Origin of the sequence: Sphingobium sp. AP50, assembly GCF_900109095.1 — a bacterium.
Lineage (GTDB): Bacteria > Pseudomonadota > Alphaproteobacteria > Sphingomonadales > Sphingomonadaceae > Sphingobium.
The window spans coordinates 164082-184113 of record NZ_FNYZ01000005.1; the positions used below are offsets into that span (position 1 = coordinate 164082).

The 20032-nt window shown below is 63.6% G+C and carries 23 protein-coding genes; 9 read left to right on the forward strand and 14 right to left on the reverse strand.

Going from position 1 to position 20032, the window contains the following annotated elements:
- The first annotated feature begins 236 nt into the window (after window positions 1-236).
- Both rplJ and rplL read left to right on the forward strand, forming a co-directional pair.
- Window positions 237-752, forward strand: coding sequence for a 50S ribosomal protein L10 (gene rplJ / locus BMY84_RS11435; RefSeq protein WP_093083929.1), 516 nt, complete (start codon window positions 237-239; stop codon window positions 750-752).
- Window positions 753-821: 69 nt separating this feature from the next.
- Window positions 822-1196: a 50S ribosomal protein L7/L12 gene (gene rplL, locus BMY84_RS11440; protein WP_093013634.1), complete on the forward strand. Its 375-nt coding sequence runs from the start codon at window positions 822-824 to the stop codon at window positions 1194-1196.
- 438 nt (window positions 1197-1634) lie between these two features.
- On the opposite strand, the gene BMY84_RS11445 is transcribed toward rplL, so the two are convergent.
- Window positions 1635-3074 (reverse strand): porin, encoded by a 1440-nt coding sequence (locus tag BMY84_RS11445; protein WP_093083930.1) that lies wholly within the window; start codon window positions 3072-3074, stop codon window positions 1635-1637.
- Window positions 3075-3216: 142 nt separating this feature from the next.
- Between BMY84_RS11445 and BMY84_RS11450 the strand changes: the two genes are divergently transcribed.
- Window positions 3217-4713, forward strand: a complete 1497-nt coding sequence (locus BMY84_RS11450) for an ABC transporter substrate-binding protein (protein ID WP_093083932.1) — start codon at window positions 3217-3219, stop codon at window positions 4711-4713.
- A 42-nt stretch (window positions 4714-4755) separates the two neighbouring features.
- The gene (locus BMY84_RS11455; RefSeq protein ID WP_093083933.1) at window positions 4756-5178 is read left to right on the forward strand and encodes a DUF4112 domain-containing protein; all 423 of its coding nucleotides are present in this window, start codon (window positions 4756-4758) and stop codon (window positions 5176-5178) included.
- Between the two features lie 119 nt (window positions 5179-5297).
- Here the strand turns inward: BMY84_RS11455 and BMY84_RS11460 are convergent, their stop codons facing one another.
- Window positions 5298-6116, reverse strand: a complete 819-nt coding sequence (locus BMY84_RS11460; RefSeq protein WP_093083935.1) for a ribonuclease T2 family protein — start codon at window positions 6114-6116, stop codon at window positions 5298-5300.
- Window positions 6109-6972 carry a carboxylating nicotinate-nucleotide diphosphorylase gene (nadC, locus tag BMY84_RS11465; RefSeq protein ID WP_093083936.1) on the reverse strand — a complete coding sequence of 288 codons (864 nt, stop codon included), beginning with the start codon at window positions 6970-6972 and terminating at the stop codon, window positions 6109-6111. Before nadC ends, BMY84_RS11460 begins: the two co-directional genes overlap by 8 nt.
- A gap of 82 nt (window positions 6973-7054) precedes the next feature.
- Here nadC and BMY84_RS11470 point away from each other — a divergent pair, with 82 nt between their 5' ends.
- Together BMY84_RS11470 and BMY84_RS11475 are read left to right on the forward strand one after the other, a co-directional pair.
- Entirely contained in the window at window positions 7055-7306 is a 252-nt protein-coding gene (locus BMY84_RS11470; protein ID WP_093083938.1) for a type II toxin-antitoxin system Phd/YefM family antitoxin, read from the forward strand.
- Entirely contained in the window at window positions 7303-7731 is a 429-nt protein-coding gene (locus BMY84_RS11475) for a type II toxin-antitoxin system VapC family toxin (protein ID WP_093083940.1), read from the forward strand. The genes BMY84_RS11470 and BMY84_RS11475 overlap by 4 nt, the downstream gene beginning before the upstream one ends.
- 6 nt (window positions 7732-7737) lie before the next feature.
- Here BMY84_RS11475 and nadA read toward each other — a convergent pair whose 3' ends face one another.
- The 6 genes from nadA to BMY84_RS11505 form a co-directional block, all read right to left on the reverse strand.
- Window positions 7738-8715, reverse strand: a complete 978-nt coding sequence (gene nadA / locus BMY84_RS11480) for a quinolinate synthase NadA (RefSeq protein ID WP_093083941.1) — start codon at window positions 8713-8715, stop codon at window positions 7738-7740.
- A gap of 84 nt (window positions 8716-8799) precedes the next feature.
- On the reverse strand, window positions 8800-9570 hold the full coding sequence (locus BMY84_RS11485) for a hypothetical protein (RefSeq protein WP_093083943.1): 771 nt from the start codon (window positions 9568-9570) through the stop codon (window positions 8800-8802).
- Between the two features lie 75 nt (window positions 9571-9645).
- Complete coding sequence (locus BMY84_RS11490) at window positions 9646-10356, reverse strand: DUF4230 domain-containing protein (RefSeq protein WP_093083944.1); 711 nt, start codon at window positions 10354-10356, stop codon at window positions 9646-9648.
- Window positions 10341-11219, reverse strand: coding sequence for an MBL fold metallo-hydrolase (locus BMY84_RS11495; RefSeq protein ID WP_093084078.1), 879 nt, complete (start codon window positions 11217-11219; stop codon window positions 10341-10343). Before BMY84_RS11495 ends, BMY84_RS11490 begins: the two co-directional genes overlap by 16 nt.
- Window positions 11220-11437: 218 nt before the next feature.
- The gene (locus tag BMY84_RS11500) at window positions 11438-11857 is read right to left on the reverse strand and encodes a hypothetical protein (protein ID WP_143075027.1); all 420 of its coding nucleotides are present in this window, start codon (window positions 11855-11857) and stop codon (window positions 11438-11440) included.
- Between the two features lie 284 nt (window positions 11858-12141).
- Complete coding sequence (locus tag BMY84_RS11505; protein WP_093083947.1) at window positions 12142-12972, reverse strand: 23S rRNA (adenine(2030)-N(6))-methyltransferase RlmJ; 831 nt, start codon at window positions 12970-12972, stop codon at window positions 12142-12144.
- A gap of 867 nt (window positions 12973-13839) precedes the next feature.
- Here BMY84_RS11505 and BMY84_RS11515 point away from each other — a divergent pair.
- Window positions 13840-14730: a tyrosine recombinase XerC gene (locus BMY84_RS11515; protein WP_093083951.1), complete on the forward strand. Its 891-nt coding sequence runs from the start codon at window positions 13840-13842 to the stop codon at window positions 14728-14730.
- 4 nt (window positions 14731-14734) lie between these two features.
- Here BMY84_RS11515 and BMY84_RS11520 read toward each other — a convergent pair whose 3' ends face one another.
- Window positions 14735-15094 carry a BA14K family protein gene (locus BMY84_RS11520; RefSeq protein WP_177203988.1) on the reverse strand — a complete coding sequence of 120 codons (360 nt, stop codon included), beginning with the start codon at window positions 15092-15094 and terminating at the stop codon, window positions 14735-14737.
- A 66-nt stretch (window positions 15095-15160) separates the two neighbouring features.
- Here BMY84_RS11520 and BMY84_RS11525 point away from each other — a divergent pair, with 66 nt between their 5' ends.
- A complete protein-coding gene (locus tag BMY84_RS11525) occupies window positions 15161-15547 on the forward strand; it encodes a hypothetical protein (RefSeq protein ID WP_256215218.1) in 387 nt (128 codons plus the stop codon).
- A gap of 7 nt (window positions 15548-15554) precedes the next feature.
- On the opposite strand, the gene BMY84_RS11530 is transcribed toward BMY84_RS11525, so the two are convergent.
- The 4 genes from BMY84_RS11530 to rsmI form a co-directional block, all read right to left on the reverse strand.
- Window positions 15555-16154 carry a DedA family protein gene (locus BMY84_RS11530; RefSeq protein ID WP_093083954.1) on the reverse strand — a complete coding sequence of 200 codons (600 nt, stop codon included), beginning with the start codon at window positions 16152-16154 and terminating at the stop codon, window positions 15555-15557.
- A gap of 194 nt (window positions 16155-16348) precedes the next feature.
- Window positions 16349-17323 carry a glutathione synthase gene (gshB, locus tag BMY84_RS11535; RefSeq protein ID WP_093083956.1) on the reverse strand — a complete coding sequence of 325 codons (975 nt, stop codon included), beginning with the start codon at window positions 17321-17323 and terminating at the stop codon, window positions 16349-16351.
- Between the two features lie 201 nt (window positions 17324-17524).
- Window positions 17525-17878: a YraN family protein gene (locus tag BMY84_RS11540; protein ID WP_093083957.1), complete on the reverse strand. Its 354-nt coding sequence runs from the start codon at window positions 17876-17878 to the stop codon at window positions 17525-17527.
- The gene (gene rsmI, locus BMY84_RS11545; RefSeq protein ID WP_093083959.1) at window positions 17875-18732 is read right to left on the reverse strand and encodes a 16S rRNA (cytidine(1402)-2'-O)-methyltransferase; all 858 of its coding nucleotides are present in this window, start codon (window positions 18730-18732) and stop codon (window positions 17875-17877) included. The genes BMY84_RS11540 and rsmI overlap by 4 nt, the downstream gene beginning before the upstream one ends.
- An 11-nt stretch (window positions 18733-18743) precedes the next feature.
- Between rsmI and BMY84_RS11550 the strand changes: the two genes are divergently transcribed.
- The gene (locus BMY84_RS11550) at window positions 18744-19949 is read left to right on the forward strand and encodes a penicillin-binding protein activator (RefSeq protein WP_256215219.1); all 1206 of its coding nucleotides are present in this window, start codon (window positions 18744-18746) and stop codon (window positions 19947-19949) included.
- Window positions 19950-20032: the final 83 nt, after the last annotated feature.

Genomic DNA, 20032 nt, shown 5'->3' on the forward strand with positions numbered 1-20032 from the left:
GATCTTCCGTCCGAGACAGTTGGTGAAGGGAATTTGCCCTTCTTAATCTCCAGCCTAGACGGGGAAAAGTTCTTACCGGACGGGTCATGCATCCGATTCGGGTCTGCCTGTTTCCTTTTGAGGATAGGCCAGTCGATCTCTCCCCTTCGGACTTAGTGCCCCATGCCGTCAGGCGTGGGTTTTAGCCGTTCGCTTGGGCCTGTCCAGGCGAAGCGAACATGAAGTGGAGTAATGGCATGGATCGTAATCAGAAAGCTGAGGTCGTTTCCGCGCTGAACGCAGAGCTGGCAGAAGTTGGCGTGGTCGTCGTGACCCGCAACCTCGGCATGACCGTCGCCCAGTCGACTGTCCTGCGCCAGAAGATGCGCGAAGCCGGTGCGTCCTACAAGGTTACGAAGAACCGCCTCGCCCGTATCGCCCTTGATGGCACCAGCTACACCGGCCTGAGCGACCTGCTCACCGGCCCGGTTGGTCTGGCCACCTCGGTCGACCCGGTCGCCGCCGCCAAGGTTGCGATCGATTTCGCCAAGACCAACGACAAGCTTGAGATCGTTGGCGGCGCGATGGGTGAAGTGCTGCTCGATGCGGAGGGCGTCAAGGCCCTGGCATCGATGCCGTCGCTGGATGAACTGCGTGCGAAGCTGGTCGGCCTTCTGGTCGCCCCGGCTACCAAGCTCGCAACCGTCACCCAGGCACCGGCTGCGCAGCTTGCGCGCGTCTTCAACGCCTATGCGGAGAAGGAAGCGGCCTGAGCCGTCCCTCCTTCGTTTTTTTGACCCTCATCTGACGGGGCATTTTCGCCCCAAAAAAGGAAATATATCATGGCAGACATCAACGCTCTGGTCGACCAGCTCTCGGCCCTCACCGTCCTCGAAGCCGCCGAGCTGTCGAAGGCTCTGGAAGAAAAGTGGGGCGTTAGCGCCGCTGCTGCCGTCGCCGTCGCTGGCCCGGCCGCTGCCGCCGCCGCTCCGGCTGCTGAAGAGCAGACCGAATTCGACGTGATCCTGACCGGCGACGGTGGCAAGAAGATCAACGTCATCAAGGAAGTCCGCGCCATCACCGGCCTGGGCCTGACCGAAGCCAAGGCTCTGGTGGAAGCCGCGCCGAAGGCCGTCAAGGAAGGCGTGAACAAGGACGAGGCCGAGAAGGTCAAGAAGCAGCTGGAAGAAGCCGGCGCGACCGTCGAGCTGAAGTAATCGGGCCAGCCCCGGAGCTTCACGCTTCGGGGCGAACCGATCCGGTCCAGCCGGACAAAGAGGCGGCACCTTCGGGTTGCCGCCTTTTTTGTGTTTGATTGGGGTGGGGACCTTTGGCCTGTGCGTGAGCGGCGCGCGCATCAGACTTTGCCATCATGGAAATTCCCCGCACGCCGTTCCTGCCCGGCGCTGGAGAAGACAGCGGGCTCCCGGATCAAACCCGGCGTGAAGAAAAGGAAATGATGGCTTACGGCCAAAAGCCGACCTTGTTCCCCCTCCCGTTAACGGGAGGGGGTTAGGGGGTGGGCCTGCGCAACGTTGCAAATGCCCACCCCGCTGCGACTAAATTCGCTACGCTCATTAAGTCTCGCCGTCCCTCCCGCCTGCGGTAGGGGCAACCGAAACCCGACAGTCACCTAACCGCCCAAATCAGCCCGCTCAATAATTCCACTGCACCTGCGTCCGGATCAGGTCGCCTTCCGCGCGCCCCGTGCGGCGTTCATCCGCTTCCGCGCGCTTCATGCGGGCATAGGCGAAGGTGAATTCCAGCGCCTTCCACGGCTGCCATTCGACGCCTAGTTCGAATTCGTCCGTCTCCAGACGGGGCGCATTGGTGCTCGCCTTCCACCCGCCGCGATAATGTTGCCACCGGCCATAGGGCATCAGCGCGCCGATCGAGTCGGTCGGCAGGCGATACATCATCTGCACATAGCCGCCGCGCAGCTTCTTCGTTTCGATCGACTGGCTGCCAAGGTCGAACTCCGGCCCCTTGCCCCAATTCCATTCCGCCTGAATGCCGAAAGGCTGGGGATAGAGCATGGCGTGGAGGCCGACGCGGTCATCGTCATAGGCGATGGCGCTCACCCCGCCGCTGCGCAATTCGGGCTGCACATCGTTCATCATCGCCGATCCGCCGATTTCGAACACCTGCCCCTCGAATGCGTCACCCAGCCCGTCGAGTTCGAACGGCCAGGTCGCAAAGGCCACCTTCATCAGCCCGCGATTCTGCTCGGTTCGGTTGGTGCCCTGACCGTTGAAGACGCCGACGCCGAAGGCGCCATAATTGCCGAACAGCTTTTGCCCGTCATGCCCCAGCCGGTCCCAGATCTTCTGCACCGACGGCGGCGTATAATAGCCGACAATCCCTAGATCGCGTTCGCTGGGCACCGCGCTGTTGATCGCGTCGCTGCGATCCAGCGTCAGGCGATTGGACGAGGATTGCATATTTTCCCAGCCGAACGGAACCTTCGACTGGCCAAAGCGCACGCGCCAGCTCTTCGCATCGTCCAGAAAGACATCGGCATAGGCATCGCGCAACTGAACGAAGCCTTCGCGCCGCTCGCTGCCCGCCTGATTATTCACCGCCGAGGCGAAATCGGACTGAAGATAGAGCGACACCCGATCGGACACATCACCCTGCAACACCAGCCGCGCCCGGCGCAGCGAGAAGCCGCCCCGGTCCGATATCGAACCGTCATGCACGGATCGCAGCCGGGACTGGCCCGAAGGCGCGCTATCGTCGCCTGACAGGAACGCATTATAGCGCATCTGGGTATAGCCGCGCAGCGACAGCTTTTCATACCAGGCCTTGGCCTTAGGCGCCGCCGATACCGGGGTAGCCACTGGCGGCGCAGGCGCGGCGGCGAGCGCAGCCGGTGCCGCTTCCCCGGCGGGCGCCGGCGCAACCGCAACTGGCGACGCAGCCTTATTGGCAGAGAGCGCAACGGTCAGCGCCTGCACCTGCGCCTTCAGTTCATCGATCTGGCGTTGCAGGGCGGCATTGTCCGGCGCCTGTCCCTGCACTTGGGCGGCAACCGGCGTGGATGTCATCAGCATCGCCAGCGCGGTGCCGGCGGCCAGTCGCGTTTGCAGCGTCATTTCCGTCTCTTCCCCTGTTCGACGACGCCAGTATGAATTTTCTGTTACAGTCAGGCGTCTTGTGGATGGCAGTTTTGTGACATCAGCAAATGATCCGATCCCGGTTGGCGGCAGGCTCCCGCCGGGCTAAGCCTGTTCCTGCATGTTCGCCCCCCTGCCTTTCCTGCGCCGTCGCGCCGCCCTGATCGCCGGAGCCTGCCTCAGCCTCGCGCTCGGCGGATGTTCGGACGAAGGCAGCGGCCCGGTTGTCGTCAGCGTAGTCGGCGATCGCGACGATTTTGCGAAACCGCTGCAACATCTGCCCGATCCCGGCGCCAAGCTGATCCTGGAGGCGACGGCGCAGGGCCTCGTCGCCTTCGACGCCAGCGGCGACATATTGCCCGCCCTCGCCCAGCGCTGGATCGTGCAGGATGATGGCCGCTCCTATATCTTCCGGCTGCGCCGTGCCTTCTGGGCCAATGGCACCCGCGTCACCGCGCCCGATGTCGCGCGCATGCTGATGGCGCGAATCGAAGCGCTGCGCCTGCTCGATCCCGATGGCCCGCTGGATGCGGTGCAGGCCGTCATTCCCATGACCGGCGAAGTGATCGAAATCCGGCTGGCCGCGCCCCGCCCCTATGTACTCCAGATGCTCGCCCAGCCGCAGATGGCAGTCCTCTCCCGCGATGGCGGCACGGGCCCCTATCGCCGGACGAAACAGGATGGCGCCGTCGTCCTGACCCCCATCGACCGCAGCAGCGGCGACGATTCAGGGGCGGATCAGGACGATGCCCTGCCCCCGTGGCAGACCCGCGTTGTGCGCGCCGAACGGGCCGCGCTGGCGATCATCCGCTTCCGCGAGCGGGATTCCGCGCTGCTACTGGGCGGGCGCTTTACCGACCTGCCCCTGCTGGTCCCGGCGGGGATAGACCGGGACAATGTGCGCATCGATCCGGTGCAGGGCCTGTTGGGGCTGGCGGTAACGGGGGACGGCAAGCTGCTGGACGATGACGGCATTCGCGCCGCGATCAACATGGCGATCGACCGCAGCCAGTTGCCGGCCATGTTCCCGCTGGGCGGCTGGGCGACCAGCGACCGGATCGTACCGGACCAGATGGACCTTGGCCGACCACCCACCGCGCCCGACTGGGCCGCCCTGCCGCTGGAGGAGCGACGCGGCAACGCGGCCGCCAGCGTCAAGCGCTGGGTAGCGACCAATGGCCCGCCGCCGCCGCTGCGCATCGCTCTGCCCAAGGGGCCGGGCGCCACCCTGCTTTATGCGATGCTGCGCCGTGATCTGGGCGCGGTCGGCCTGCCGACGCAGCGCGTGGCAATCACCGCAGAGGCCGACCTGCGGCTGGTGGATGAAGTCGCCGCCTATGACAGCGCGCTCTGGTATCTTGGCCGGGTCGGCTGCGCTCGGAAAATCCATTGCAGCGATCAGGCCGATGCCCAGCTACAGGCGGCCAGCCTCGCCTCCTCGGCGGACGAGCGCGCCGCCCGCATCGCCGCCGCCGAAGCGCTGATGGTCGCCCATAATGGCTATATCGCGCTCGGCGCGCCGGTGCGCTGGTCGTTGGTGTCGAAACGGCTGACCGGCTTCCTCCCCTCGGCCCGTGCGCGTCATCCATTGAATCATCTCTTCCGCAGCACCAACTAAGGCTATGCGCCCGTCGGAAACGGGCTTCAGGAGAAGAGGCAGATGGCCGTTTCGCAGAATCAGTTCGACCGGATCGTCCGGGACATGCCCGGCTTCGGCAATGATCCCGCGTCAGTCCGCCGCCGGATCGAAACGATGGAGGCGTTGCTGGAGGGGCTGTTCGTCATCCCCGGCACCAAGCATCGCGTCGGCCTCGACAGCCTCGTCGGGCTGGTCCCGGTGGTAGGGGATATCGCCACGGCCGCGATGGGCGCGTGGATCGTCTGGGAAGCGCGCAACCTCGGCATGTCGAAATGGCAGATCACCCGCATGGCCGCCAATGTCGGGGTCGACACGCTGGTCGGTGCCATTCCGTTCGCTGGCGATATCTTCGACTTTCTCTACAAGTCGAACACGAAGAATCTGCGCATCATCCGCAAGCATCTCGATCGCCACCATCCCTCGACGGTGACGATCGACGCCTGATGCGGATCATTGGCGTATCATAGAATCTATGTGAATCGTCATTGCGAGCGCAGCGAAGCAATCCACTGGCGCACCCATGGATTGCTTCGCTGCGCTCGCAATGACGAAAGGCATACAGTCTAGCCGGCGCTATTACCCAACGGCTGGGTATTGGGGTCCAGATCCAGGATCAGCCCCGGCCGCTTGGTCGGATTGGCCGGCGGCGGCACCGGGCGGCGCGGGTTCAGGATATTCGGCCCCGGCGCGATCTTCACATAGGCGCTGTCGGCCGCGCCGCCCTGATGCGCGGGGCAGCGGGCGAATTCCAGCTGGCGATCCATGCACAGCCACACTTCGCTCAGCATATTGTCGCGCGTCGTCGTGACGCGCATCATGTTCGCCTTCATCCCCTTGTTCGCCCGCGCAAAAGCCTCGGCAAACTGGCCCGCGGTCAAATTCTTGCGCCGCGACAGCGTCGTCATGTCGGGATAGCGCAGCGATTCATAGAAAGCGCGCGACAGGTTGAAATAGAGTTCCGGCTTGGTCGCCATGCAGGTGCCATGCTTGGCCCATTCATGCTGGATCAGCTGGGCCGATGGCGTAGCGCACATATTCTGGCGGATCACCGCGCGCGGCACGATATCGGTCGCGCGGCAATATTGCGGCCATTCCTTGCCATAACCGTCGGGCCACAGGCCGTGCAGCGTGAAGCCGAACTTGCCGTTGCGGCCGCCGCACTGGACGCTGTTCTTCGGCCCCTTGGCCGTCGCGCAAAATTGCGGCGACCAGCTGATCGCCAGCGTATAGCTGCCGATCGGCAAGGCGCGCTTTGGCTCCTTGTCGCTGGGCAGTTCCGGCTCGGGCCGCGCGGGCTGGCTGGGCGCGCTGCAATAGGCGGCCTGCGCCAGCGCCGTACCGGGCATGGCGGCCAGAAGGAAGGCGAAAATCAGCTTATGCATAGGCAAAATCCAGTCCGATATCGGCGGCAGGGGCGGATTGGGTCAGGCGGCCGACGCTGATATAGGTGACGCCGGTTTCCGCCTTGGCGCGGATCGTCTCCAGCGTGACCCCGCCCGAACTTTCGGTCGGCACCCGCCCGCCGATCAGCGTTACGGCCCCGCGCAACGTGGGCGCATCCATATTGTCCAGCAGCAAATGCGTCGCCCCGGCGGCCAGCGCCGGTTCGATCTGGTCGACCCGGTCGACCTCCACGATGATGCGCTCCACCCCGGCGGCCACGGCGCGGCGCACCGCTTCCTCGACCGATCCGGCGACGGCGACATGATTGTCCTTGATCATCGCCGCATCCCACAGGCCCATGCGATGATTGGTCGCCCCGCCCATGCGCGTGGCATATTTCTCAAGGCAACGCAGGCCGGGGATCGTCTTGCGCGTATCCAGCAGCGTTGCCCCCGTGCCCAGGATCGCATCGACATAAGCGCGCGTCATGGTGGCGATGCCGGTCAGATGCTGCACCGTATTGAGCGCCGATCGCTCCGCCGTCAGCATCGCCCGCGCCTTGCCCCGGATGCGCATGATGTCGGTCCCCGCCGCCACCCGATCGCCATCCTGATGCAGCAATTCGATCTCCACATCGGGATCGAGCGCGCGAAAGAAAGCGACCGCAATCGGCAGCCCCGCCAGCGTCACCGCGTCGCGACTGTCCATCACCCCGTCGAACACCGCATCGGCCGGAATCACCGCCTCGCTGGTAACATCGCGCCCATCAGGGCCAAGATCTTCGGCAAGGGTGGCGGCGACGAAGGCGTCGAGGTCGAAACCGGGAAGATTGAAAGCGGGAAGGGAGAAAGTCATGGCCTCTCTCTAATCATATGTGGTCGGGTCGCAAGTCTCGATCGCACTTGACTTAGTCCATGGACTTAGTCCATATACTTTTATGACTGCGACCATCAACGTTCATGAGGCCAAGACGCATTTCTCCAAGCTCTTGGACCGCGCCCATGCCGGTGAGGAAATCATCCTTGCCAAGGCTGGAAAGCCCTATGCCAAGCTAGTGCCGATCAATCAGGTGGGGGAGCACCCCAAACGGCGGGGCGGACAGTTTGCAGGCCTGTTCACGATCGGTGACGAGATTTTCGATCCACTGCCGGAAGACGAATTGCGCCTGTGGGAGGGGCGTGGAGATTGAGGCTGCTGCTCGACACCCACGTCCTTATCTGGTGGTGGACGGACCGAAGCCTGCTGCCCGACGCGATCGATCGCATGATCGAAAGCGGGGCAGACCAGATTTTCGTAAGCAGTGTGAATGCCTGGGAGATCGCGACCAAGGCACGGATCGGCAAATTGCCGCAACTCCTGCCTCATCTCGATCGCTATGAGGCAGCGGTTGCGGATTCGGATTTCAAGTCGCTGAACCTGACGGCCGCCCACGGACTGCGCGCCGGTGCTTATGATATGGCACATCGCGACCCGTTCGACCGGATGCTGGCGGCGCAGGCGGAACTGGAAGGCTTGACCTTGCTGACGCGCGACCCGGCCTTCGCCGCATTTCCCTGCGAAACATTATGGCACCAGCCGCTGCTCAGCGAACAGCGGCTGGCCTATCGCGCCTGAAGCGCTTTAGCGCGCCCCGACATCCCCCTGCCCCACCGTGCCGCTGGCCATTTCCAGCATCCGGTCCAGGCTCTTCTTCGCGGCGACGCGCAGCGTCTCGTCCATCTCGATGCGCGGCTGCAAATCGCGCAGCGACAGATACAGCTTTTCCATCGTGTTGAGCGCCATATAAGGGCAGATATTGCAGTTGCAGTTGCCGTCAGCCCCCGGCGCGCCGATGAAATTCTTGTCCGGCACGCTTTTCTGCATCTGGTGGATGATATGCGGCTCGGTCGCCACGATCAGCGTGTCGCCGGGCATCGTCTTGGCAAAGTCCAGGATGCCGCTGGTCGACCCGACATAATCGGCATGGTCGACGATATAGGGCGGGCATTCGGGATGCGCGGCAATCGGTGCGTCGGGATGCACAGCCTTCAGCTTCAGCAATTCCGTCTCACTGAACGCCTCATGCACGATGCACACGCCCGGCCACAACAGCATGTCGCGGCCCAGCTTGCGCTTCAGATAGCCGCCCAGATGCTTGTCGGGGCCGAAGATGATCTTCTGATCCTTGGGGATCTGCGCCAATATCTTCTCGGCGGAAGAGGACGTCACGATGATGTCGGACAGCGCCTTCACCTCGGCCGAACAATTGATGTAGCTGAGCGCAATATGGTCCGGGTGTGCCTCCCGGAACGCCTTGAACTGGGCGGGCGGGCAACTGTCTTCGAGCGAACAGCCCGCATCCATGTCCGGCAGCACGACGATCTTCTGCGGCGACAGGATCTTGGCGGTTTCCGCCATGAAACGCACGCCGCAGAAAGCGATCACGTCCGCATCCGTCTCAGCCGCCTTGCGCGACAGTTCCAGACTGTCGCCGACGAAATCGGACAGGTCCTGAATCTCGGGCGACTGATAATAATGGCCCAGGATTACCGCATTGCGCTCCTTGCGCAGCCGATCAATCTCCGCCCGCAGGTCAAGCCCCTGCAAGCTGCCGCCCATGCCACCGCGTGCATCCACGTCGTCAGTCTCCGATTACTACCCTGCGGCGGCAGATAGTCGGGCAAGGGTCCGGGATCAAGGGAATCAGGGGCGCGAAGGCCATTGTGCCTGCATTGGCCGGGCCGCGCCGGGCGTTCCGGCGGTCACGGCCTCCGTCACGACATAGCCCATGGGGCTGTAGGCGATCGCCTGCGCCACCAATTGCCCCCCGACCAGCAGCCCCAGCCCCCACCAATAGGCCGGATGCACCCGGCCCAGACGGCGCCGGTCGGCGACCATGCCCGCCACGATGAAGAAAGCCGGAAACAGCACCCCCGATATCCACCAGGCCCATGGCATCATCAGCGGCAGGGGCAGCAACCGGCCAAAGCCCGGCCCGGTAAGCCCCGCCATCGCGCCCAGCATCAGCCGCCGGTGCCAGTCCGTCCGCCTCCGCAAGCCGATCGCCCAAAGGACCGTCCCGGCAAAGGTCGCCAGCCCCGTCAGATTGCCGAACAGAAATTCATTCTTCGCAAAGAAGAAGGGACCACCGGTGCTGCGCAATATGGTCAGCAATATCACCGTGCCCAGGATCAGCATCGCCGGCACCCAGCCCAGCGCCAGCCAGCCCAGCCGCCGATGCAATGCCAGGGAGCCGGTCGCGACCAGCCCGGTCTGCGCCAGATAGAGGACCACCCATCCGAAGAAGACAAAGGCATGAAGATGAAAGACCGGCGGCACCGCAAAGGTCGACCGGCCAAGCGCAAGATTGGTGGAAAATCCCGCCACCAGCACCAGCGCCATCAGGCAGGCGGTGATAAAGAAGAAACGATGCTCCCGCTCGAAGACAGTCGCCGCCTGCACCTGCGTCGCCATAATACCCCCCGAATTTTTGCCATGGCCGAAAATATATTTTCGGCAGGAAAGCGTCAATTCAGGCAGGATTTTCTATCAGCGATACTTTTCAAGCACTTGGTTGATCGGTGTCGTCACGTCCCATCTCTCGCGACTATTATTCTTCCGCTCCGGCGGGAAGGTCACGATCACCCGCGCATCGCCAAAGCCCATGGCGGCAAGCGGCGCGCCCATGACCTTGGCCACCGCCGTGCGCCCATATTCGCGCGCCTGCGCCATGCGTTCGGGCGACCGCGCCGATGCCTCCGCCCGCGCCTGCGCATGGGCGGAAGCCTTACGGCTCAATTCCTCGCCCGCCTCCCGCGTCACGAACAACCCGCTGGTCTTTACGAGCGTGCGGCGCGCCTCATCGACATTGGGCTTGTCCGGCTTCACGTCCGGCGCGTTGACGATCAGCGTGCGCGCCTTCTCATCCCATTCCAGATCGTCGGCAGACAGGCCCGACAGGTCGATAAAATAATCGACCGAATAGGGCATCTTCACCACCTGATCGGATTTCAGCCAGCCAAAGCCGCGCACATCGCGCGCCGTACTCTGGATCGTACCGTTCAGCCGCGACACGCGCAGGTCGCTGGTCCCGCCGATCTTTTCCGCGATGATCTTCGTCACCGCCGACCCGTCATCCTCCACCGTGACGACATAGTCGCGATTATAGCGCTGCCAGCCGACCAGCATCGCCGCGCCGACGGACAGGATAAGCAACGCCGCGCCAATCGGCCCGGCATAGCGTCTCAACGCATCCGCCATTGCCCGTCCCCGGCCGGCGCCGCGATGCCCCGGCCATCCAGATCGATGAGATGCGCCAGCACCGATCGGCCGGCCGCCCCATAAAGGCGTGGGTCGACGCCCTTGTACATTTCGGCCACCATATCCGGAATGGCGCTCTGGCCGTTGCGCTCCAGAAAGCGGAGTATCTGCCCCTCACGCTGCTTGCGATGGCCCATCATGCCGCGCACCAGCCGCTGCGGATTGTCGATCGGCTCGCCATGCGCGGGATAATAGACCGTGTCGTCCCGCCCCAGCAGCAACTGCATCGACCGCATATAGGCGCTCATGTCGCCATCGGGCGGGGATATGACGCTGGTGGACCAGCCCATGACATGATCGCCGCTGAACAGCGCCTTTTCTTCCAGCAGCGCGAAGCACAGATGGTTGGACGTATGGCCCGGCGTCGCCACCGCCTCCAGCGTCCAGCCCGGCCCGCTGACCTGCTCGCCATCGCCCAGCACGCGATCGGGGCGATAGTCTGCATCGAACGCCGCATCGGCGCGCGGCCCGTCATCGTCCAGCGTCAGCGGCGCGCAACCGATCACCGGCGCGCCGGTCAAGGCGCTCAGCGGCCGCGCGGCGGGGCTATGGTCGCGATGCGTATGGGTACACAGGATCGCCACCACCGGCCGCCCGCCAATCGCCGCGATCAGCGCCGCCAGATGATCGGCATCGTCCGGCCCCGGATCGATCACCGCCACTGCATCGATGCCGACGATATAGGTCTGCGTGCCCGTATAGGTGAAAGGCGACGGATTGGGCGCCAGCACGCGATGAACCAGAGGGCTGAGCGCCATCAACAGGCCGGTCGGCAGGTCGGCCGGATCGAAAGGAGGTGCCATATCCCCCATGTGCCCATTTATGGGCGGATTTCAAGGGTAGTGGGCGTTGGCGGGCGTTAGGGAGTGCTTCGCAGGGCTCGTAAAGCGAACCTCTCCATCATCATCACCCTGAACTTGGTTCAGCATGACGGAATGAGGAAGCCGACGTTAGCGACCATTTCTTGCCTCTCCGGCGAAAGCTAGACGCTCCCGAAAGCCGCCAGATACTGTGTTCACCATCAATCCGTTTTGACGCCGTTGAAGGCTGTAACAAAAAGTAAATACATCTGCCCAAACATCGCAGCTATCCAGATGTAATATCCCGGTCCAACCGTAACGGGTAGGCGACCTATATCGGTGGAAACATCGCGCCACATCAAAGCCTGTAAGGTTGGTAAAATAAGGGCAGCGAACAGGATCATACCTGTTCCGCCCGAAGGCCTTTTAGCGCGTAAATTTAAAATTCCTGACCAAAGGAAAGCGACATTTGCGAGCCACCCGAACTGCATGCTTGCAATACCGATCCAGCCAAACAATAGAATACCCCAACCGGGCATAATTTGGGGATTCTTTCCCCAACCGGCGGCAGGAACAGCGAGAGATAGGCACCAAAGCATAAACGGTGCCCAAATAATCAGCTTCGTGAAGCGTTCGTTCATGCCTTGGCACATACAAGGCACAGATTAGAAAATCGTAACGTGATTATTACTATTGAAGGCATGATGGAGTTACGGTCCATCGACTTCCATCAATGGCAGCTAATCGGCATGGACAAGCTGACAGCGGACTGTCCGCTAACCACCCTTCTCCGTCATTCCCGCGAACGCGGGAACCCATCTCCCGCCCTGTCAGCACGATGGAAAGACAAGAGATGGATAGCAGGGATTGGCGGTGCGAGAATGCTACGAACGCCCCCATTGGAGAAGGGGAGTGCGCGCCTACCTCAATCCCCCAACCAATCAGCTATAATCTCACCCTCATGCCCGTCGGGCGCCAGCGCTGCGCGCAACGCTTCCAGCATAGGCGGCAGCGCCTGCGTGAAAGCATAAGGCGGGTTCACGATAAACAGGCCCGCGCCGTTATAGATGCCCGGCTGCTCGCTATCATAAAGCCAATGCTCCACCAGCAGCATTTTGGGGATGCCCAGCTTGCGCAACTGCTTCTTCCAATGCCATTGCGTGGCGCCGTCTTTCAGCGGATGCCAGATTACCGTCACGCCATGCGCCCATTTGCGGTGCGCGGCGGCTAGGGTCGCGGTGATGCGCGCGCGTTCGTCCGTCTGCTCATAGGGCGGATCGACCACCACCACGCCGCGCGCGGTGCGGGGCGGCACCATGGCCAGCCACAGCTCATAGGCGTCGCGTTCATGCACGGCCGCGCCGCTGCCTCGCATCACGCCGCGCAGGGTATAAGCGTCTTCCGGATGTTTTTCGTTGAGGATCAGCCCATCCTGCGGCCGCAAAAGCTGCGCCAGACAGCGCGGCGAGCCGGGGTAAAGCTGCGGCTCATCCCCCGCATTCACCGCCCGCACGGCAGCGCGATAATCGTCCAGCAAGGGGTTCGTATCGGCAAAGGCCCGCAGCACGCCTCCCGTCGCCTCGCCGGTGCGTAGCGCTGCGTCGCCGCCCAGATCGTACAGCCCGCAACCGGCATGGGTGTCGATCAGGGTCAGCGCGCCCGGCTTTTGCTGCAAGGCCTGCACCAGAGCGATGAGGAGGCTGTGCTTCACGACATCGGCGCTGTTGCCGGCATGGAAGGAATGGCGATAATTCATGGTGGTTCAAAATCCTGACGACCGGCCCTTAGACGAACTGCCGGACCTTCTGCAAAGCGAAGTTATGTCCTCGTCGCTATCGCCGGGCGCGAGGTCGCCAGAAAGCAGCCTCTCATTTTCGTCACCCAGCGACCCGCAAGGCGGCGTAGCCAACGCTGGGGTCGCAGGCAGTTACAGGATAGACTTGGATCAAGCGCAAAGCTCGACAACCTCGCGCCTCCACTTGAGATGTCGTTGAGAGACACGGGCCTCTCAACGTCCTTCGCTGGCGTGACGAGTACGACCATTCTTGGTCACTCCCCCAGATTATCTTTATCCTTGAAACCGGTCACCCATTCAGATGGTCTGCCTGACGCCAAATTACGAAATCCGGTGGCAGGCGGAGGCTGCCATCACTTGTGCGCGAACTCTCTGAAAAGGAAAGTTGCTACAGCGATCGTCGCATATAATGCCGCATAGCGTTCACTGTGCGGCTTTACGTCTCGATCTGCCCGTCTCGTGATGGCTAATGACCCTATAATGAAGAGAAACATCCACATCACTGCCGCCAAGAAAATCGAGTTCATCTGATCTTCGTTCATACTCGCAGGCTATCCCGGCTAGCGGAATGACTGCAAGTGGGCGATTGTTGTCGAACGATTTTTACCACGCAGCGTCGGCTATCGCCGACCGCCTTGCCAAAGCGAGGGTCCCCAATCCCCCAAATCCCCCACCCATCTGTCCTACCCCGCCCCCCTCTGCTAGTCTCCGCCCCATGCTCGCCCTGCCCCCCACGCCACGCCAACCCTCGCAACAATATTTCCAACATCTGTTCCGAAATATCAAAACTTGCGGGACATATGCGAAGTTAAGCGCGGGATTTCCAACATGAGCGCCGCCTTGCCCGAACGCTGGCGCCAGCATCTGGCGCTCGACCGGCGCCGCTCCATCCATACGGTGCGCGCCTATGTCGCCACGGCCGAGCGGCTGATCGCCTTTCTGGAAGAGCATCGCGGCGAAAGCATCGAGGCGTCCACGCTCGCCACTCTGGATCAGGCGGACCTGCGCGCCTTCCTCACCAGTCGGCGAATGGACGGAATCGGCAATTTGTCGGCCGCCCGCGAACTCTCCGCCATACGCGGCTTCCTGAAATATGTGGGCGGTGAGGAGGGCCGCGTGCCCCTGCTCAAGGGGCCACGGGTCAAGCGCGGCCTGCCCCGCCCCATCTCCCCGGACGAAGCCGTGGCACTGGCCCAGGACATTGCCGAAACTGCGCGGGAGGGCTGGATCGGCGCGCGCGACTGGGCGGTGCTGCTGCTGCTCTATGGCGCGGGCCTGCGCATCGGGGAAGCGATGGGGCTGCAAGGCGACATAATGCCGCTGGGCGACACATTGCGCGTTACCGGCAAGCGTAACAAGACGCGGATCGTGCCGCTCTTGCCACAGGTGCGGCAGGCGATCGAAACCTATCTGGACCAATGCCCCTATCCCCCGGCGCGGGACGAACCGCTGTTCCGGGGCGCACGCGGCGGGCAGCTGTCCGCCGCGCTGATCCGCCGCGCGGTGCAGGGCGCGCGCGGCCGGCTGGGCCTGTCGGACCGAACCACGCCGCACGCGCTGCGCCACAGTTTCGCGACCCATTTGCTGGGGCGCGGCGCCGACCTGCGCAGCCTGCAAGAGTTGCTGGGCCATGCCAGCCTGTCCTCCACACAAGTCTATACCCAGGTCGACGCCGCGCACCTGCTCGACATCTATCGCAACGCCCATCCCAGGGCGTAGGGATTTACAGCGTGCAGCGGCGGCTCTGGCCCGGACGCATCACGAACATGTCGGTCCGCGAATTATAGCTGCGATAGCGCTGCTGACAGGCGCGGACATGGCGATACCAGTCGCCCTTCTTGGTCCAGTGGCTGGGCGGATTGCCCGGACGGGCGCCCCAGCGATTATCCCAATTGCCAAAGCCCTGATTGGTGCCGGGCTTGGCAGCCATGGGCTTGCCGGGCGCTGGCTTGTTGGCCGAAGGCCGCCCCTGTTGCTGCTGCGCCGGGCCATGATTGCCCTGATGTGCGGGCTGGGCCGCCAGCGAGAGCGGTGCGATCGCCAGCACCATGGCGCCCGCTACGCCAAGCAATTTCAAAGACATGAAAACTCCTAACCGAATGCGACCACTCCCACGGCCGAAACGGTAACGCTTGCGTAAGGTTCCGCAATGGTCGGCAATAGCCCTATTGGCCGCCGCCACGAATCCGCCGCATTCCCCGGCCAGACTGGCGCCCGACTCCATGATGGTGAGAGGCTCGCGATGATGCTGCGTCTGATCCTGGCCCTGCAAAGCATCGGCGCGGGCGACATCCCGCCCGATTTCGACCTGAAGAAGGTGCAGCCCTCCCCGGACAGCAACGCCATCGTCGTGACCGCCCGGCGCGAAAGCCAGCGCATCGAACGCGAACCCGCAGGCGAGGAGGAACCGCCGCTCGGCCGCGCCGAATTCGGCCTGTTCGGCAAGGTGAAGGGCAATGTCCATGTCGAAAGCCAGGCGATGGCCAACGGCACTACGTCGCAGCGCGTGATGGTGGGGATCAAGCTGCCTTTTTAGGCGCCCCTCACCCCTTCGGCCGCCATGTCGCCAGCCGCCACAGATAGATCACCACCGCGCCCACCACACAGGCGGTCGCGGCCGGCCCGACATAATGGTCGATATGGCGGAAATTCTGGCCCAGCAAATAACCAGCATAGGCCAGGATCAGGTTCCACACCAAAGCCCCGCCCGTGGTCCACAGCAGGAAGCGGACATGGCCCATGCGAAACAGCCCGGCGGGCAGCGATATCATCGTGCGGAAGGCCGGCATGAAGCGGAAGACGAAGACGACGATCTGGCCGTATTTGCCGAACAGATGGTCCAGCGCCTCGACATCCCGCCATTCCAGCGTCGCCCAGCGGCCATAGCGGTCGACCAGCGGCTTCAGGCGCTTGAACCCCAATATATGGCCGACCAGATACCAGAAATAATTGCCGATCGTGGTGCCGATGGTCCCGGCCAGCAGCAGCCACTCCATATCCATCCGCCCCTGCCCGACGCGGATGCCACCAATGCCCATGATCAGTTCGGACGGGATCGGCGGAAAGACATTTTCGAGGATCATCAGAAAGAAGATGCCCCAATATCCCCCCGCATCGATCAGGCGGAGAACCCAGTCGGTCATGAACCAATATCCGTTCGTGCTGAGTAGAGGCTGAGCCCTTCGACTGCCTGCTTGCAGCAGGCGCTCAGGATAAACTTCACCAGAGGTGAAGTCGAAGCCTCGTATCGAAGCATCATGCGTGAGGTCCTTCGATAGGCCATTTCGACAAGCTCAATGGCTACTCAGAACGAACGGTCGGGTGGAGTGCATCAGGATCAGGCCGCAGCCCGCGCCGCGAGCCGGGCGTCGATCGCGTCCCAGATCATGCCGCCGGTGTCGGTCCCGTCGAACGCATCGATCGACACGATCCCCGTCGGCGACGTCACGTTGATTTCCGTCAGCCATTCGCCGCCGATCACGTCGATCCCCACGAACAGCAGGCCGCGCGCCTTCAATTCCGGTCCCATGGCAGCGCAGATTTCGCGCTCCTTGTCGGTCAGCTGCGTCTTGGCCGCCGATCCGCCCACCGCCAGATTGGACCGGATCTCGCCCGCGCCGGGGATGCGATTGACCGCGCCCGCGACCTCGCCGTCGACCAGCACGATACGCTTGTCGCCCTCCGCGACGCCGGGGATGAAGGCCTGCACCATGAAAGGCTCGACCCATGAGGCCTTGAACAGTTCCACCAGCGACGACAGGTTCGCGCCATTCCTGCCGACATGGAACACCGCCACGCCGCCATTGCCATAGAGCGGCTTCACCACGATCTCGCCATGCTGGGCCAGAAAGCTCTTCACCTCAGCCAGATCGCGGGTGATCATCGTCGGCGGCATGAAGCGGGCGTAATCGAGCACGAACAGCTTTTCGGGCGCGTTGCGGACGCTGGCGGGATCATTCACCACCAGAGTTTCGGCCTGCACACGCTCCAGCAAATGGGTGGCGGTGATGTAGCTCAGGTCAAAGGGCGGGTCCTGCCGCATCCACACGACATCGACGTCGCGGCCCAGATCGAGCATCTCTTCGGGGCCAAAGGCGAAATGATCGCCCTGCACCTTTTGCACATTCACCGGCCGCGCCTTGGCCAGCACGCGGCCGTCGCGGAAGGTCAGGTCGGGCGCCAGATAATGATAGAGCCGGTGCCCCCGCGCCTGCGCCGCCAGCATGATGTGAAAGGTCGAATCGCCCCCGATCTTGATCCCTTCCATCGGGTCCATCTGCATAGCGACGGTCAGGGGGTTGAGTTGGGTCATGCGCGCGACTTCCTTCCATATCCGTTCGTGCTGAGTAGGGACTGAGCGAAGTCGAAGTCCCGTATCGAAGCATCATGCGGCACGATCCTTCGATACACCGCTTCGACTTCACCTTTGGTGAAGTCTACCCAGAGCGCCTGCTGCAAGCAGGCAGTCGAAGGGCTCAGCGGCTACTCAGGACGAACGGAGGAAGAGACAAGCTCACCCCCCATGCCAGACATTGGCCAGATGGCGTGGCGCGCGGCCGGGCGCAAGGAGGATGACGTCGATTCGCATATCGTCACCGGGTTTTGCGAGGTCGTGCCACAATATTTCCGCCGCCTTCGCCACCCGCGCCAGCCGCCTTTCATCGATGGCGACGTCCAGTTCCGCCGCGCTCCCCCGCGCCTTCACCTCGACAAAGGCGATCATGGACCCGCGCCGCGCGACCAGATCGACCTCGCCTGCCGGAGTTCGCATCCGCCGACCGACAATCTGCCAGCCTTTCAGGCGCAGCCACCAGGCGGCGATGCGTTCGGCCTGCCGGCCGCGCTTCTCCGCCTGCTGTCTGTTCATTCTTCGGATTCCACGGCCTTCAATTCCATCGCCCGGTCGTAGAGCGTCCGGCGGTCCAGCCCCAGTTTCTTCGCCACCTCCCCCGCCGCCTTGGACACCGGCAGGCGCGTCATCGCTTCCAGCAGGGCAGCGTCGGCATCTTCGGCGCTGGCGGGCGGCGCCTCACCCGGCGGCCCCACGATGACGACGATCTCGCCCTTGGGCGGCGCATCGGCATAGCGGGCGGACAGTTCGGACAGCGTGCCCGTCGCCGTCTCCTCATAGGCCTTGCTGATTTCCCGGCTGACCGCCGCGTCCCGATCACCCAGATGGGCCGCCATGGCCGACAGGCTTTCCGACAGGCGCGGCCCGCTTTCATAGAAAACCAGAGTCGCCCGCAGCGCCGCCACTTCGTCCAGCGCATCGCCCCGCGCCTTCGCCTTGTTCGGCAAAAAGCCCATGAACAGGAAGCGGTCGGTCGGCAGGCCCGACAAAGTCAGCGCCGCGATCGCCGCGCTGGGTCCGGGCAGGGTCGTGATCTTCCGCCCCGCCGCCCGCGCATCGCGCACCAGCTTGTAGCCGGGATCGGAAATCAGCGGCGTCCCCGCATCCGACAGCAAAGCCACCGATTCGCTCGCCATCCGCTCGATCAGGCGGATGCGCACATGATCGGCGCTATGATCATGATAGGGCAGCATCGGCCGATCGGACCCGGCATGGCGCAACAGACGCGCGCTCACCCGTGTATCTTCCACGGCGACCACATCGGCCAGCCGCAGGACTTCCGCCCCGCGCGGCGTAAGGTCACCAAGGTTGCCGATTGGCCCAGCCACGATATAAAGCCCGGGTTCAAGCCCTGAAGGTTCAGTTTCCATAAGGACGCCAGATGACAGAGACGGATGCCCCCCGGCAAGCAAACATGTTCGCCGCCGTAAAAAGGGGCGCGCGGATCGCCTTCATGGGAACGGCCCTGTTCCTGGCCGCCTGTTCCTCGATCGTGCCCAAGGGGCCTGCCCCCACCACGCCGACCGGCCCGGCCCAGCCGACCGGCCCCGAAGTGGTACAGGGCCTGCCGACCGACACGGCGCGCCATCGCGTCGCGCTGCTGGTGCCGATGACCGGCACCAATGCTGGCGTGGGCCAGTCGATCGCCAACGCCACCACGCTGGCGCTGCTGGATACCAAGACGGACCGGGTCCGCATCACCACCTACGACACCGCGCTGGGCGCGGCGGCCGCCGTCAACAAGGCGCTGGCCGATGGCAACCGCCTGATCCTTGGCCCACTGCTGGCGGAGGATGCCCGCGTGATCGGGCCGATCGCGGCAAAGGCCAATGTGCCGGTCATCAGCTTCTCCAACGACGCCAGCATTGCTGGCGGCGGCGTCTATGTGCTGGGCTACAACACCGCCCAGTCGATCGACCGCGTGGTCGATTTCGCCAAGGACAAGGGGTTGACCCGCTTCGGCGCGCTGGTGCCGCGCGGCACCTATGGCGAGCGGGCGGGCAACGCCCTGTTGCGCGCGGTGGAGCAAGCCGGCGGGACCGTGGTATCGATGCAGAGCTTCGACCGGTCGCCCGCCTCGATCACCGCAGCGGTCAAGAAATTGCAGGCATCCTCCAGCTATGACGCGCTGCTGATCGCCGACAGCGGCCGGGTCGCGCTCCAGGTTGCACCAATCGTGCGCAAGAATGGCGGCGCCACCGCCCGCCTGCTGGGCACGGAACTGTGGAATACCGACACGTCGCTGGCCGCCAGCCCGGTGCTGCGCGGCGCATGGTTCGCCAGCGTTTCCGACACGCTCTACCGGCAGCTCGCGACCAAATATCGCGCCCGCTATGGCGCCGCGCCCTTCCGCCTGTCCTCGCTCGGCTATGATTCGGTGCTGCTGACGGTGCGGATCGCGCAGGACTGGAAGCCCGGATCACCCTTCCCCGCCGCGCGCTTGCGCGATGCGGGCGGCTTCTCCGGCATCGACGGCGCCTTCCGCTTCAACCGGCAGGGCATCGCCGAACGCGCGCTGGAGGTGAATGAAGTGGCCGCTGGTACATCGACGGTAGTCGATCCCGCACCACGCGGCTTCGGCGAATAAAGAGTTCCTAACCCCTAACCCGTTCGCTTCGAGCGAAGTCGAGAAGCGTCTAAAACAACGCTCATGTTTCTCGACTACGCTCG